Origin of the sequence: Anaerococcus obesiensis ph10 (assembly GCF_000311745.1) — a bacterium.
In the GTDB taxonomy this organism is placed as follows: Bacteria; Bacillota; Clostridia; order Tissierellales; family Peptoniphilaceae; genus Anaerococcus; species Anaerococcus vaginalis.
Genome location: NZ_HE978532.1, coordinates 515,270 through 530,435, shown reverse-complemented (window position 1 = coordinate 530,435; position 15,166 = coordinate 515,270). Strand labels below are relative to the sequence as shown.

The 15,166-nt window shown below is 28.0% G+C and carries 9 protein-coding genes and 1 pseudogene; 5 read left to right on the top strand and 5 right to left on the bottom strand.

The genetic code is table 11. The features are described 5' to 3' along the window. Positions 1-1,028: 1,028 nt before the first annotated feature. On the top strand, positions 1,029-2,549 hold the full coding sequence (locus tag HGAG_RS08595) for an RNA-binding domain-containing protein (RefSeq protein ID WP_019118760.1): 1,521 nt from the start codon (positions 1,029-1,031) through the stop codon (positions 2,547-2,549). Positions 2,550-3,061: 512 nt separating this feature from the next. On the opposite strand, the gene HGAG_RS08590 is transcribed toward HGAG_RS08595, so the two are convergent. Next, entirely contained in the window at positions 3,062-3,778 is a 717-nt protein-coding gene (locus HGAG_RS08590; protein WP_019118759.1) for a TraX family protein, read from the bottom strand. Positions 3,779-4,206: 428 nt separating this feature from the next. Further along, positions 4,207-6,168, bottom strand: a complete 1,962-nt coding sequence (locus HGAG_RS08585) for a sodium-translocating pyrophosphatase (protein WP_019118758.1) — start codon at positions 6,166-6,168, stop codon at positions 4,207-4,209. 68 nt (positions 6,169-6,236) lie between these two features. On the opposite strand from HGAG_RS08585, the gene HGAG_RS11760 reads away from it, so the two are divergent. Further along, complete coding sequence (locus tag HGAG_RS11760; RefSeq protein ID WP_208853647.1) at positions 6,237-6,443, top strand: hypothetical protein; 207 nt, start codon at positions 6,237-6,239, stop codon at positions 6,441-6,443. A 112-nt stretch (positions 6,444-6,555) separates the two neighbouring features. On the opposite strand, the gene HGAG_RS08580 is transcribed toward HGAG_RS11760, so the two are convergent. Next, a complete protein-coding gene (locus HGAG_RS08580) occupies positions 6,556-7,215 on the bottom strand; it encodes a DUF6198 family protein (RefSeq protein ID WP_019118757.1) in 660 nt (219 codons plus the stop codon). Between the two features lie 1,343 nt (positions 7,216-8,558). Further along, positions 8,559-9,817 (bottom strand): annotated as a pseudogene (locus HGAG_RS10940) (aminopeptidase). Between the two features lie 47 nt (positions 9,818-9,864). Between HGAG_RS10940 and pepF the strand changes: the two are divergent. The 3 genes from pepF (at position 9,865) to HGAG_RS08550 (ending at position 13,801) form a co-directional block, all read left to right on the top strand. Continuing rightward, on the top strand, positions 9,865-11,664 hold the full coding sequence (gene pepF / locus HGAG_RS08560) for an oligoendopeptidase F (protein WP_019118754.1): 1,800 nt from the start codon (positions 9,865-9,867) through the stop codon (positions 11,662-11,664). Between the two features lie 125 nt (positions 11,665-11,789). Next, positions 11,790-12,911 carry a hypothetical protein gene (locus HGAG_RS08555; protein WP_019118753.1) on the top strand — a complete coding sequence of 374 codons (1,122 nt, stop codon included), beginning with the start codon at positions 11,790-11,792 and terminating at the stop codon, positions 12,909-12,911. 212 nt (positions 12,912-13,123) lie between these two features. Next, positions 13,124-13,801, top strand: coding sequence for a CPBP family intramembrane glutamic endopeptidase (locus HGAG_RS08550; protein WP_019118752.1), 678 nt, complete (start codon positions 13,124-13,126; stop codon positions 13,799-13,801). 80 nt (positions 13,802-13,881) lie between these two features. Here HGAG_RS08550 and HGAG_RS08545 read toward each other — a convergent pair whose 3' ends face one another. Continuing rightward, entirely contained in the window at positions 13,882-14,874 is a 993-nt protein-coding gene (locus HGAG_RS08545) for a hypothetical protein (protein ID WP_019118751.1), read from the bottom strand. Between the last annotated feature and the right edge of the window lie 292 nt (positions 14,875-15,166).

The window sequence follows — 15,166 nt, the reverse complement described above, 5'->3', positions numbered from 1 at the left end:
CAAAATACTGACAAGATATATGCTATATTATTAATTATTATATTAATAATTGTATTAGCTTTTAAAAAATATATGGATAAAAAAATTAAAAGTTCTAAAATTTTTAAGAAAAATAAATTAATTTATGAAGAAATTATGGATTATTCTAATACTGTTCTTTTACTTTTTATATTTTTATATATAAAAATTTTGATCAATATAATTTATAAATATGAAAGTTATGGGCTTATATATAAGATTTGTGTAATTTTATCATACATTAATTCAATGATTTTTATATTATTTTTCTTTAAGTTATTTGATTTTATAAGAAAGTATATTTTATGCATATCTTACAAAGAATTAATAATATATGGTTCATGGATTTATTTAGCTGGAATAATAAGTATTAATAATTGGCAAATAATATCCTTGTTATTCGCCTTTATTTCATTATGTATTAATTATGATAACTGTAGTTCAATTTATAAATACATATTTAAAGAAACATTAATTATAAATTCAATAAGAAAGCAAGAACTAAAGGATAAATTTGCATTTATGAGAATAATACTAGCTTTTCTTAATTTATTTATTTATATATTAATCATACTAACACAAAACTCTAAAATTACTCTTGATTTATATAGGTTTTTAGCTATAGATGATATAAATAAGTTTCCAAATTTTGTAAAAATATTTTTCCTCGGTGTTGATAGAATTTTTATAATCTTAATTATTTATTGTCTTTTTGTATTCCGTTATAAAGATAAATTTAAAAATATATTAAAAAAACTAATGAATTCTGATAGTTTTTTAGATTTTCCTTTTAAGTTACTGTTTCTTAATTAATATAGAATAAAATTTTAATCTATAGTATATTTAATATAAGCTAGATAATGGTCAAAGATAAATAAAAAATTAATATAATAATTAATTCGATACTTTATAATATCATATCCAAAACCAGTATTGGATTGTATTTGAAATAAATTTAATTAGGTCTTTTATTTAGTAAAACATAGTTTTTGAGTCAGGAGAATTTAATAATGAATTTTGATAAATTTTTAGATAAGGCAATTAAAAATGGCGAAGATGAACATATAGAATTTAAAGAAGCAAAAAATGATTTTCCTAAAGATGCATTGGAAACTATAAGTGCCTTTGCTAATACTGATGGTGGATATTTAATTTTAGGCGTTAAAGAAATTGCAGACGGCAAATTCGAAGCAGTTGGTGTTAAAAATATAGATAAAGTAAAAAGTAGAATGTATGACTTATTACTGCAACCAAAAGCTATAAATTATAATCCCATTGATTTTAATGATGTAAAAGAAATAAAATATAAAAATAAGGATATAGATTTATTGATAGTTCCTATACCTAAGATGAGTTATTCTGAAATGCCAATCTTTTTAAAAGATAATGATAGATATACTTATAGAAGAATTGGAAGAGATGATTATTTATGTGATAGAAAGACTATAGAGATGATGATAAGAGATTCTCTCGAAATATCTTTTGATAGCAAAATTATAAAAGGTTATTCTATAAATGATTTTGATATTGATACTATTAATGAATATAGGTATAAGTTTGAGAAAGGAAAACCTGAACATCCTTTTAATAAACTAAGTAATATCGAATTTCTCATTAAAATTAATGCTTTAAGACAATCAAGACAGAATAGTGATATTGAACCTACAGTAGCAGGTCTATTAGTTTTTGGAAAACATACTTCTATTAAAGAATATTTACCTCACTATAATGTTGAATATATTAGTAAAAAAGGCAATAACAAGAATTACGGTTTTATTGACAGATTGATATATGATGGAACATGGGGAGAGGATAATTTATATAATTTTTTTAATAAAACTGCAGACAAATTGTATCTTACTGTAAACGAATCTTCAGAGATATTGTCTGATTCTATAACTAGAAAATCATCTTCTAAATTTAAAATTGCAATTAGAGAGGCTTTAGTAAACTCTATAATACATTGTGATTATCAAGTTGATTTAGGGATAGTTATAACTAGATATTCTGATAATATAACATTTAAGAATGGTGGCTCTCTTAGAATAAGTAAACTTGATTTTTTCAAAGGGGAGCATTCTAAACCTAGAAATTATTATATACAGGAAATATTTAGATTGGTAAATTTATGTGAAAAGGCTGGATCTGGGGTGCCTAAAATAATGGAAGCTGTAGAATATAATAAATATAGATATCCATCTTTAATTACTGAAATTGATAAGTTTGAATTTACTCTTTGGGATACTTCCATTATTGATAGCTTTGATATAAAAAATGAAATAGAAAGGAATATACTTGAATTCATTTTAGCACACAAAACAGCTACAGTTAATGAAATTGTAAATAATTTAAATATTCATAGAAATACATCTTATAAATATTTAAATGGACTCAAAGATAAAGGGATATTATATCAATCCAAAATAGGAAATAAATATGTGTACATGATAAATATTAATAAGGATTTTGCTAAATATAGTGTTATTGATGTCATGTATTCTATGATCGATGTATTAAAAAATCATATGTAATGATATAACTTTTATTGGATTAATAAATTTATAGTAAAATTATATAATTAAATTAGCTTTATGTTTTTAAAAATGATTAATGTTAATACAAATGTGAAGACAGATGTGAAGACATATAATTATGATTGTTTGCTCAATAAATTAATAGAACATTAATATTTCAATGTTTTATCAAAAATAACTGTATCTAGATGTGAATTAAAATGAAATCTGTGTGAAGATAGATGTGAAGTAATAATGGAGTATATATTTACTTAAAAGTGCCAATAAATTTGTAAAATTCAACAATATCATAAATTGTATTTGATTCTAATTATTTTAAAAGAAGATTATTGTGAATATAGATGTGATGGTATTTATAAGTCAAGTTAGAAAAAACTTATGTATTTATTTATGAACTAAGATAGATAATTAGAGAAAATAATTGTTATTTTATTTTTTAGCGAAAATAAAATATTTAAATATAAATTTACCCTAGATTTATTAAGGATAAATTTATATTTATAAAATATCTACAAGCCAAACAAAAACCTACAAATTCCAAGTATCAATAAATGCACCGGATAGAACAAATAATTGAACCATTTATTTTGCTTTCCTTTTTCTCCGTTGTAAAAGTTAATGGTTGCAAAGCCCAAAATTGCATAAACTTCTTTTATTATTACAAGGTATGCCAATAAAGTTCCAACAAGTCTTTTGTCGAAAAAAAGATATAGGATAAAAATTATTATTATGGAATAATAATCGTAGTCAAATGATAGGAGAGTTGCGGAGATTGCGCTTATTGCAACTATTAGTATTGAAAGAAAAAGCCAAAGGTATTTGTTTTTGATTTTTTCTTTTAATTTATCAACCACCATCAAGGTCAATAGTCCAAGGGCGAGTGCCCACATTATATTTTGTGATCTGTTGTTTATAAAAACTTTTGATTGGAACATATCGTAAGGTATCTCTGAAATTACGGCGAAAATCAATAGATTTCTTAGATATTTGAATCTTGATTTTGTTTTGTAAAAGCCTTCTACAATCATAAAGGCAAAAATCGGAAAGGCAATCCTGCCCAGTATATCAAAAATCATTGATATTGTAACTAGTGGTTGTTGGTAATTTAGTTTTGGTGTAATGATTGCTTTGTTAAAATGGTCGATAAACATTGAAATAAAAGCAATATATTTCATCTGGGCACCATTTAATTGAAATTTTTTCTGTATTTGTTTAAATTTTTCCATTTTCTATTCCTTTCTATTTTTAAATTGTATATTTTTATAATTAAGTTTTTTATATTATACTATATTTTTTCTTGAAAATAAATATAATATTTTTTATTGCTTATGTTGAAGATTCAAATATATAAACTTGTGATTTGTAATGGAAAATATAAATATTAATTATCAAAGTCTTAAATTGAAATTTCAAAAAAGGGATTAATTTGCACTTAAAGCTAATAAAAAAGATTTTAAAAGAAAGAATAAATTGTAATATAAATTTAATTCAAGAGCTATCTTTATTCATTATATTCGATTGATATGGGTAATAGTTAGTTTTGTTTTTTAGAATATTAAGTAATTATAAAATCCCCATTAGATTTAATAAAAAAATGGAAAAAAATAAGCTGTTACAAAATACCTTATATTTTGTAACAGCTTTTATTTTTATATTAGATAAATAATCCTGCGCATACTACAGATACTACTGTAATAAGTTTTACTAGGATATTAAGTGATGGGCCGGATGTATCTTTGAATGGATCTCCTACTGTATCACCTACTACTGCAGCGTGGTGGGCTGGTGAGTTTTTGCCGCCTTCTGCTCCAGTTTCTATAAATTTCTTTGCATTATCCCAAGCTCCACCTGCGTTTGACATAAATATTGCCATTAATACGCCTGTTACTAGGGCTCCTGCTAATAGTCCTCCTAGGGTTTCTGGTCCAAATGCTTTTCCTATAAATAATGGTACTACGATTGCTAATGCTCCTGGTATTACCATTTCTTTTAGGGATGCTCTTGTTGAAATATCTACGCATGATGCGTAATCTGGATTTTCTGTTCCTTCTAGGATACCTGGTTTTTCTCTAAATTGTTTTCTTACTTCGTTAATCATTTCTGTTGCAGCTTTTCCAACTGAATTCATTGTCAAAGCTGAGAATAAAAATGGTAACATTCCTCCTACGAACATTCCTGCTACTACTTTTGAATCTAGTAGTGATAGGTTGTCAAGGTTTAATGTGTCGGTGTAGGTTACAAATAGTGAAAGTGCTGTTAAAGCTGCTGATCCTATTGCAAATCCTTTACCGATTGCTGCTGTTGTGTTTCCTACTGAATCAAGACTGTCTGTGATTTCACGAACTGATTCATCTAGTCCACTCATTTCTGCGATTCCACCGGCATTGTCTGAGATTGGACCGTAAGCGTCAACTGTTACTGTTGTTGCTGTGATTGATAACATTCCTACTGCTGCAAGGGCAATTCCGTACATTTGCATTGTGTGGAATGAAACTAAAATTCCTATAGCTATAAGAATGATTGGTCCTACTGTTGAAAGCATACCACTTGATAATCCTGCGATTATATTTGTAGCTGCTCCTGTTTGACTTTCTTCTGCTATTCTTTTTACTTGGCTATATTTTTCAGATGTAAATACTTCTGATAAAAATCCGATTGCAATTCCTACAAGTATTCCCACAATTATACAAATTGCTGCTTTCATATTTCCAAAAAATATTGGTGAAAGGATAAATGATGCTACAAGAACAATTGCTCCTGATAGATAAATTGTCATCATTAGGGCAGATTGTGGGGATTTTTGTTTCTTTCTTAGGAATAAGAATGCTGCAAGAACTGATGCAAGTATTCCTATTGATGAAAGTACAAGTGGAAATCTAATTCCAGCATCTCCAAAGATTGAAAAACCTAAAACCATTGATGAAAGGATTGCTCCTGCATAAGATTCAAAAAGGTCAGCTCCCATTCCTGCAACGTCTCCTACATTATCTCCTACGTTATCGGCGATAACTGCTGGGTTTCTTGGATCGTCTTCTGGAATTCCTTTTTCAACTTTTCCTACAAGGTCAGCTCCAACGTCTGCAGCTTTTGTGTAGATTCCTCCACCTACTCTTGCGAAAAGTGCAACTGAACTTGCTCCAAAAGAATATCCCATAAGGATTGTTGGGTCTCTAAAGATTAAATAAACAATTCCAACTCCCAAAAGTCCAAATCCTGTTACTGCAAATCCCATAACAGATCCACCAGCAAAGGCAACTTTGAGGGCAGATGGAAGTCCACTTTCCATAGCTTCGTTTGTACATCTAGCATTTGAGGCTGTAGAAATTCTCATACCTACATAACCTGCTGCCATTGATAATAAAGAGCCAAGGATATAACAAATCATGGTATTAATGTTAATAAAAATTGCTATAAGAATTGAAACAATAATTACAAAGATAACAACGTATTTATACTCACGAGATATAAATGCCATAGCTCCTTCTTTAATATTTCCTGATATAGTTCTCATTCTATCGTTTCCTTCGCTAACTGGAAGTATATTTGTTTTAATTTGAAGTCCCATAAAACAAATAGCGATAACTGCCACTATAACAGGTAGTAAATCAGATAACATAAATTCCTCCTATTATTAAATTTTACTCTTATTATTATATAACATAATATTGATATAAACAATCATTTTTGAAAGAATCTTGGAAAAAAGATGAAAAATTGTCTAAGAATTTTGTAAAAATTTTAAAAATCAAAAAAAATCAAGGAAAGTGTAAAGTATTATATAAAAATAATCCAGAGATCTATCGACAAGATAAACATTCGCCTGCTTCGGTTGTTTATCTCTATTTATCGTTCAGAGGAAGCGGAGAGATCTCATTAATTAAAAAAATCTAGGATAAAAGTGCGTATATTAAAGAAAATAATAAGAAAAGTCCTTGCGAAAGATAAATTTATATAAAAAAAGGATATTTCAAAATACTTGATACTTTGAAATATCCTTTTTAAATTAACCTTTTGCATGATTTAAATTTCCTTGGCATACTTGCCAGGCTGGAATTTCCATTTTTAATTCGAATTGTCCTATCAAAAATGATGAGATAATTGTTGTCAAAAATGAATATATTAGGTGGTTCATTGGGATGTATATTAAAGAAAGGGCAAGAACTACGTAATCTGTAAATAGGTAAGCTCTTGATATTGGCCATTTTGTTTTTTTGGAAATTGTCATTGCCAAGGCGTCATCGCCTCCTGCACATCCTCCGGCTGTAACTGCTATTCCGCAGCCACATCCTATAAATATTCCACCAAATATTGCTGCCATTAATGGCATATCGTAAAGACTTGGAATTATTGGTCCAATAAAATCAAATATCCAATAAAATACTGCAAACATTATTGTTGCCACAATGGATTTTTTTAAAAATATTCTTCCAAGCATTGAAAAGCCTAAAAGATAGCATAAGCCATCCAAAATTGGTGTGGTGTAGGCAAGATTCATATTTAAGGCTTTTTTCAAAAATAAGCCAAGTCCCAAAACTCCTCCTTCGGTTATTTGTGCTTGTTCATGGACATTTATAACTCCAAATGCCATAACTAAACAACCAAGGGAAATAATCAAAAATTCTTTTTTCGTAACTTCTAAACTTCTCAGAAATTTTCTGAGCATAAATTTTCACTCCTAATCTGGCGATTAGCAAAACAAAAAAGACTGCTGTCTTAGTAATAACTAATCGCGCAATCTTCGGCTGGTGTTGATGCTTTTTTGTTTAGATTATTTTTTCTTGTAAAAACTCTGAGCTTATAGAAGAATTTAAGGTCAAATAAATCCCACATCAGGCACTTATTTGGCAAGGTTCGACTTCCACGAATCAGATAAAAACTACCGACAAAAAATCGGCAACCACCGTTTTACAACAGTTCTTCGTATATTATAATACCTTGTTTTTGTAAATTGTAAAGTTTTAGGGTTTTTGCTTAGAATTTAAAATAAAATAATAAACAAAATGATATAATAAAGATGTTATCGTACCCAAACTGGTAACGGTTGGGAGGTGAAGTCATGAATGTTCTCGAATCTATAATAATATCTGTCGCAGCTAACATATTAGCTCATTATGTTATCAAATGGCTAGATAGATATTCAAAATACGATAATTAGCCTAAAAAAGACAGGAGCGGCAACTCCTGTCTTTTTTGTGTGCCATGGTATAATTCTCGAATCCATGCTCAATATTATTATATAAGTTTTTATTTTAATTTCAATTTAATAGTTTACGATTTTTCAAAATGATATAATAATTTTGTTGTCGTACCCAAACTGGTAACAGTTGGGAGGTGAGGTTATGGAAAAGCTCGGTACCATTTTAATATCTGTCGCAGGTAATGTAATAGCTCATTATATTATCAAGTGGCTAGACAGATATATAAAAAACGATAATTAGCACAAAAAAAGACAGGAGTGGCTGCTCCTGTCTTTTTGTTTGTAATGGATATAACTCGGTACCATGCTCAATATTATTATATAAGTTTTTATAATATTTTCAATTTAATAGTTTACGATTTTTCAAAATGATATAATAATTTTGTTGTCGTACCCAAACTGGTAACAGTTGGGAGGTGAGGTTATGGAAAAATTCGACTCTATGATTATATCTATCGTAGCTGGTATAATAGCAAATTATATCAGCAAGCGGCTAGATAGATATATTAAAAGACGATAATTAGCACATAAAAAGACAGGAGGCGTCACTCCTGTCTTTTTAATTGGTCATGGTATATTCGACTCCATGTTTAATATTATTTTACATCTTTTTATTTTATTTTCAATATGTTTTCATTATATATATTTAAAAATCTACGTTATATAATTTTATGCTTACATTAAAAATTAGATCTCTGGATTAATTTTAGAATATAATTTACTTTAACTTTGCCTAATACTCAAAAAAATTAAGCTATTTAAATACTAATCTATTATTCTATATTTAATTATTTTTAAAATAAAATATTTTACGCCCAATTTCCATCAACAAATACATCAAATTCTTCCCCGTCTTTGTAGGCTTTTATATTTAAATCTTTTGCTCCTACCATAAAATCTTCGTGGATTAGGGAATCATTTAGGCCGATTTTGTGAAGATCTTTGTCTTCAACTTCTGTTCCGCCTTTTATAGTTGTTGGATAGGCTTTTCCAAGGGCGAAGTGGCATGATGCGTTTTCGTCAAATAGGGTGTTAAAAAATAGGATATTTGATTTTGAAATTGGAGATTCATAAGGAACTAGGGCAATTTCTCCCAAATATTTTGCATTTTCGTCTGATTCTAGCATTTCTTTTAGAGTATCGTAGCCTTCTTCTGCCTTAAAATCTACAACTTTTCCCTTTTCAAATGTAAATTCGAAATTATTTATTATAACCCCATTATAAACAAGGGGTTTTACAGAAACTAGCCTTCCGTCGACTCCGTCAAATTGTGGGGAAGTGAAAACTTCTTCTGTTGGGATATTTGGCAAAAATAAATCGCCTTTTTCATTTTTTGATGAAGCTGACATCCAAATGTGGTTTTTTGGCAATTTTACTCTTAAATCTGTTCCGTTTTTTGACCTGTAATGAACTTCGTCAAATTGGTGAGAATTTAAAAATTCTGCCTTTTCATTCAATAAAGAAATATGGTCATTCCAATTTTTTTGGTTTTTTCCCAATTTTCATCAACACGGCTCACATCAAAAATAACTTCCCATAATTTGTCTACTGCCTTTTCTTCATCAAGGTCTGGGAAAATTTTCTTTGCCCATTTTTTGGTTGGATAGGCAATTACAAGCCATGAAACCATATCGTTCATGGTATATTTTACAAAATCTTTTAATTTTAGAGAATTTTCTCTAACAGCTTCTGCTATCTTTTTTTGGTCCAAATCTTTTAATAAGTCTGGATCATCGCCAATTATTGAAATCCTATTTGACCTATGTTTTTCAAGTTGGTAGATATTTTTTTCTATAATATAATCAGGAACTTCGTTTAAAGTTTCTTGGGTCTCGTAGGTATATTTTAATTTTGTAAGCTCTTCATCTTTCCAATTGATACTTACAAGTCTAGCACCTTTCTCGTAGGCATATTTTGCAATAAGTCTTGCAAGAGTAGGATCTTCCAAGGAAGAATTTATCAAAACGTCTTCATTTTTTTGTACATTTACACCAAATTCAACTGCAAGTTTGGCATAATTTTCTAATTTATTTTTGTTTACTGTCATATTTCCCTCCGTTTTTTTCATTATACTATATTGTGATGGTATAATAAAATTTAGAAATGGAGGATATTATGGTAAAAAGAAATGAAGTTGATATAAAAGAAACATGGAAATTGGAAGATTTATTTGAAAATGATGAGAAATTTTATGAAGAACTTGATAAAACAGTCAAAAAAAGTGAGAATTTCAAAAAAACATACAGTCAAATAGATTCTTCCGATAAATTATATAAGGGATTAAAAGATTTGTCAGAAATTTATGGGGCCATGCACAGGTTGGGATCTTTTGCAGGAATTTCTACAGAAGTTGATGCCAATGACCCATATCCACAAAAAAGATATGCAAATTTTGGGGCAAAGGCGAGCGAAATCTCTGCAAATTTAACTTTTTTTGATGGGCTTTTGACAAAAATTGATGAAAAAATCATAAATGAAGTGAGAGAAAATCACAAAGATTATGATTATTTTCTAAAAAGAGCCTTGGACAAAAAAGACCATATTTTGGGAGAGGCGGCTGAAGAAGTTATTTCAAAATTATCTCCAACTTTTGATGCACCTTACGGCGAATATGCTTCTTTACGTTATGGGGATATAAAAGTTGATGATATTAAAATTGATGGAAAGGAAATTCCTTTAAATCACAATACTTTTGAAGAGTATTATGAAAGTGATAAAGATACAAAAGTAAGAAGGGAAGCTTTCAAAAATTATCACAAGGCACTTGGTCGCTACGAATCAGGAAATGGGGCAATTTATAATACTCATATAAATAATGAAAAAATCCTTGCAAATTTAAGGGGATATGATTCAGTAATCGATATGCTTTTGGATTATCAAGATATTCCAAGAGAAATTTATGACAATCATATTAATACAATTATGGAAAAACTTCCAAAGCACATGAGAAAATATGCAAATGTTTTGAAAAAAGTTTACAAACTTGACGAGATGACCTATGCGGATTTGAAACTTTCAATTGATTCTGGTTTTTCAAAAGAAATTGAAATTGAAGAGGCAAGAGATTATATAATCGATGGGCTAAAAGTTTTGGGAGATGATTATGTAGAAATGCTCAAAAAAGCCTTCAGCGAAAGATGGATTGATTATGCACAAAACGAGGGAAAAAGAACCGGAGCATTTTGCGATACACCTTACGGATCTCATTCCTATATAATGACAACTTACAACAAGGATATGAGCCAAGTTATGACCCTTGCTCACGAATTGGGACACGCTGGACATTTTGAAAATACAAACAAAAATCAAGATGCAATAAACACAGATGTTTCCATGTATTTTGTAGAAAGTCCATCAACAGCAAACGAAATCACCATGGAAAGATATTTACTAAAAAATGCCAAGGATGATAGGGAAAAATTGTGGGTTTTGGATACAATGATTTCAAAAACTTACTACCATAATTTCGTAACCCATTTTCTAGAGGCAGTTTTCCAAAGAGAAGTTTATGAAAGAATAGATAAGGGAGAAAGCCTAACAGCAGAAGATTTCAAAGAAATTTTTAATAAAAAATTAAAAGAATTTTGGGGAGAAGATGTAAAACTTGTAGAAGGATCCGATTTGACATGGATGCGCCAACCACATTATTACATGGGACTTTATCCATACACCTATTCAGCAGGCCTTACAATAGGAACAAAAGTTTCCGACAAAATAATAAACGGAAATAAAGAAGAAATCAAAAATTGGAGAGAAGTTTTAAACCTAGGCTCAACCCTAAGCCCAATGGATCTTGCAAAAAAAGCTGGAGTAGATATGACAAATACAAAAGCCTTAGAAGAAACCATAGAATTTATCGGAGAAATAATTGACCAAATAGATGAGCTTTGCGAGAAGCTTGGGTTGTATAAATAAAATAATTTAAAAAATCAGAAAAAAAGACTGTTGTAAAATGATGATTATTCACAATTTTACAACAGTTTTTTTGTGAAAACTTGGGTAGATATAAAGTAAGAATTATAAAATATTTGGGAGGGAATATGGCTAAGAAAATTGTTACAATTGATGAAATAGAAGATGCTTTAAAAGATTTTTCGAAAAAGGATAAAATAAATGAAAAAAATCCTTATTTAAAAAATAATAAAAATTCTAAAAATCCTTTGGATGATAGTAGGCAATTTTTAAAAGAAAAAATAGAAGAATTTTTAATAGATTTAGAAAATGGAAATTCAAAATTTTCTTGGATTGACAAGTTAAAGGGAGAAAAAAATATAGATGAAGAAGATAAAGACAAAATTGCAAATATTCATTATGGCTTACCTTCACATATTCATGGAAATTATAGAGATGGCTTAATATATTTGTGCTTGTTCAATCCAAACGTTGTAGAAATTCAAGATAGCAATTTGATTTATAAAAGTGAAAAATCTAAAAAGAAAAGTACTAAAATATGTAGCATAAAAGATTACTATACAAAACCTCCTATGGTAGAAGGAAAAAATGATTTAGCAAATGAAGAATTTTGGACAATTATCAATGAATATAAAACTTGGTATAAAAATGAAAAAAAAGAAGAAAATATAAACAAGCTTGTAGATATAATAATAAGCGAAGAATCTACTTTGACAAAAGAATTAAAAAATATGGATAAAGATCATTATTATATAGATAAGTACTATAAAGTTTTGAAAAGTGAAGTAATTGATAAGTTAGAAAATAACGATAAAAAATATAAAATTACAGATAGAATTGTAAATATAGATCTATGTCCATTTAGAGCGAAGAATGCTGGCACTGTAACAAATGAGATTTTAAATACACAGTTTAGTGAATTTTCTGCTTATATAATTTGGTATAGAATTGGTAAGTATTTAAATGATTTAGAAAATTATAGAAAAAACATAGTAAGACAAATAGAAAAACCATTATTTATATTTAGGTCTTATAGCAAATGGCAATACAAACTAGTTGCTACATTGCATAAAATACATAATGAAGAGATAGATAATGAAATTATAGAAGGATATATTGAAAAAATTAATTTGGAATTTTTTTACCATTTCCCAAATCAAAGTGGTATGATAAGCCAAAATAATTTAAAGAAATTTGTTAGCAAAGATGAATTTGATGGCATAAAAGGGTTAATTAATAAACAAAACTGAAAAAATAAATATATTTTAAGTTTTTAAAACTTTAGCTATAAAAAAAAGAACATAAATTACTCATCCCGACCGAAGTGGAGGGATCTCTTTGGATTGGTACGCATAGAGAAATATTTCTCACTTGATGGGTTTTTATTTCTTCCTTATTGTAAATTTTAAATTCCTATTATTTTGGGTAAAAATATTCATATATGGAAAAAGAAAGGAATTTTATGAAATATTTATCTAAAAGATTTACTGGAAATTATGGGATAATTAAATTTATTTTTTTGTTATTATTGACTTTGTTTGGAGCTTTGCCTGCAAGTTATAGTATTTTGATTAGGGGCGTGGACAAGTCTTTGCTTTATATTATGACTGGGGCTTATATTCTTGCGGCTTTTTTATTTTTTCTTATTTTTTATAGGAAATTTGAATTGTCTGGGGGATTTTTTGCAAATTTAAAAGTGATTTTAATTTCTCTTGTGGCAATTTATACTTTGTCTTTTTTGATTGAATTAGCTTTTGGGGAAAATATTTCAAATCCTCAAAATCAAGAGGCGATTGAGTTTATGCTTAGGAGAAATTTTTCTCCGGCTCTTCTTGCTCATATAGTTTTTTTGGGACCTCTTGTTGAAGAATATACTTTTAGGGAGTATCTTCCTGGTGTTTTTAGAAATATTTTCAAAAGACGTGATCAGGATTTTAAGGATTTTTTCGCCCTTATTTTGGCGAATGTTTGTTTTTCTCTTGCCCATCTTCCAACTGATATTTATAGTTTTTTGGTATATTTTTCAATAGGCTTTGTCTTGGTTATGGTAAGATTTTTGACAAATAATTTGAAGTTATCGGCTTTTGTTCATATTTGTTGGAATTTATTGTCAAGTGTGATTTTATATTACGCTATTTAATTTTAAAATATTAAATAAAAATGGACTGTTGCAAGATTAAATGTTTTTTAATTCTGCAACAGTCCTTTTTTCGTAAATTTTTATTTATTATTTTCTTGTGGATTTTCTTGTTTTTTTTCTTCGATATTATTTTTTTTGAAACCAGAAGAAAAGTCGTAAGCACCACGTTTGATTATTATGTCATCAATTTTTGCTTTTGTAATTTTGTCTTTGTCTTGATTTTTCTTATCTTTTGTGGATTTATTTTTTACTTCTTTTTTATTTTCTTTATCTTTTGTATCTTCGGCTAAATCGGGTTTTTCAGAAATTTTTTCTTTTTTATTTTCGTTTTCTTCTTCTTTTATATTTTCATTTGTTTTTTCGTATTTAACTTCTTCTTTTAATTCTTCGCTTGTTTTTGTTTGGCTTTGTTCGTCATTTTCTAAAGAATTTTCAGTTGTATTTTTTGCGTCTGTATTTAAATCTGAAAGATTATCATATTCTTTATTTTTAATTGCTAGGGCAAAAACTACTATTGAAATAACAAATAAAATTATTGCCAAAATTACCAAAAATTTTGCGAATTTTGCTTTTTGTGGGCCAAAATCATTGGCTAAATTTTGTAAAGCTTGACTAATATTTGCAAAACTTCCTTCAATTGCCCCCAAGTCTGGATTTGAAAAATTAATTGCCATAATATTTGCTTTAACTACTTTAACAAATTCCATCAATGGCGAAATTGTAATAAAAGATATTAATAAAACCAATGTTCCAGCGGCTGAGAAAATATATTTTTTAATTTGTTCTTTAAAAATAAAAATTCCAGCAATCAACAAAACTAGATTTACAAAAAATAAAAATTTGATAAATCCTATGTATTGAATTATATTTTTGAATTTTCCAAGATATTCAAAAATAGCAAATTCCATTTGGCTTAAAAAATCTTCAATATTACCTGTGCCGTTTTCAATTGATTCGTAAATGTTTGAAAATGATTTCATCTTTGCCAAAATCATTCCCAAATAAAGAACCAATAATGAATTAGTAATAATTTGTCCAATATAGACAGCAAGTTTTCCCTGTTTTTTTGTCATAACTTCCTCCTTAATAATAAAAATATAACGGGAAAATATCCACATAATTTATACAAAATATTATATCATATTTCAATAAAATTTTCTGGATTTTTTGTCTTATAATTTATCGAAAGAATTTCTTACGGAAAACAATCAAATAATCATATAAAATAAATATTGGAATTTAAAAGAAAAATGAGGTAAAATAAACTTCGGAAAATTTAAAAGGATTTTGAAAAATTTTAAATTGTTTGAAATGAGCGATTTTAAAATAATTTTCAAAGCTTAAATAATTCTATAATAATTGTGA

What these genes read in the sequence shown, in the direction of transcription:
- HGAG_RS08595 (WP_019118760.1), top strand. Translation starts at nt 1,029, where the DNA reads ATGAATTTTGATAAATTTTTAGATAAGGCAATTAAAAATGGCGAAGAT.
- HGAG_RS08590 (WP_019118759.1), bottom strand. Translation starts at nt 3,778, where the DNA reads ATGGAAAAATTTAAACAAATACAGAAAAAATTTCAATTAAATGGTGCC.
- HGAG_RS08585 (WP_019118758.1), bottom strand. Translation starts at nt 6,168, where the DNA reads ATGTTATCTGATTTACTACCTGTTATAGTGGCAGTTATCGCTATTTGT.
- HGAG_RS08580 (WP_019118757.1), bottom strand. Translation starts at nt 7,215, where the DNA reads ATGCTCAGAAAATTTCTGAGAAGTTTAGAAGTTACGAAAAAAGAATTT.
- pepF (WP_019118754.1), top strand. Translation starts at nt 9,865, where the DNA reads ATGGTAAAAAGAAATGAAGTTGATATAAAAGAAACATGGAAATTGGAA.
- HGAG_RS08555 (WP_019118753.1), top strand. Translation starts at nt 11,790, where the DNA reads ATGGCTAAGAAAATTGTTACAATTGATGAAATAGAAGATGCTTTAAAA.
- HGAG_RS08550 (WP_019118752.1), top strand. Translation starts at nt 13,124, where the DNA reads ATGAAATATTTATCTAAAAGATTTACTGGAAATTATGGGATAATTAAA.
- HGAG_RS08545 (WP_019118751.1), bottom strand. Translation starts at nt 14,874, where the DNA reads ATGACAAAAAAACAGGGAAAACTTGCTGTCTATATTGGACAAATTATT.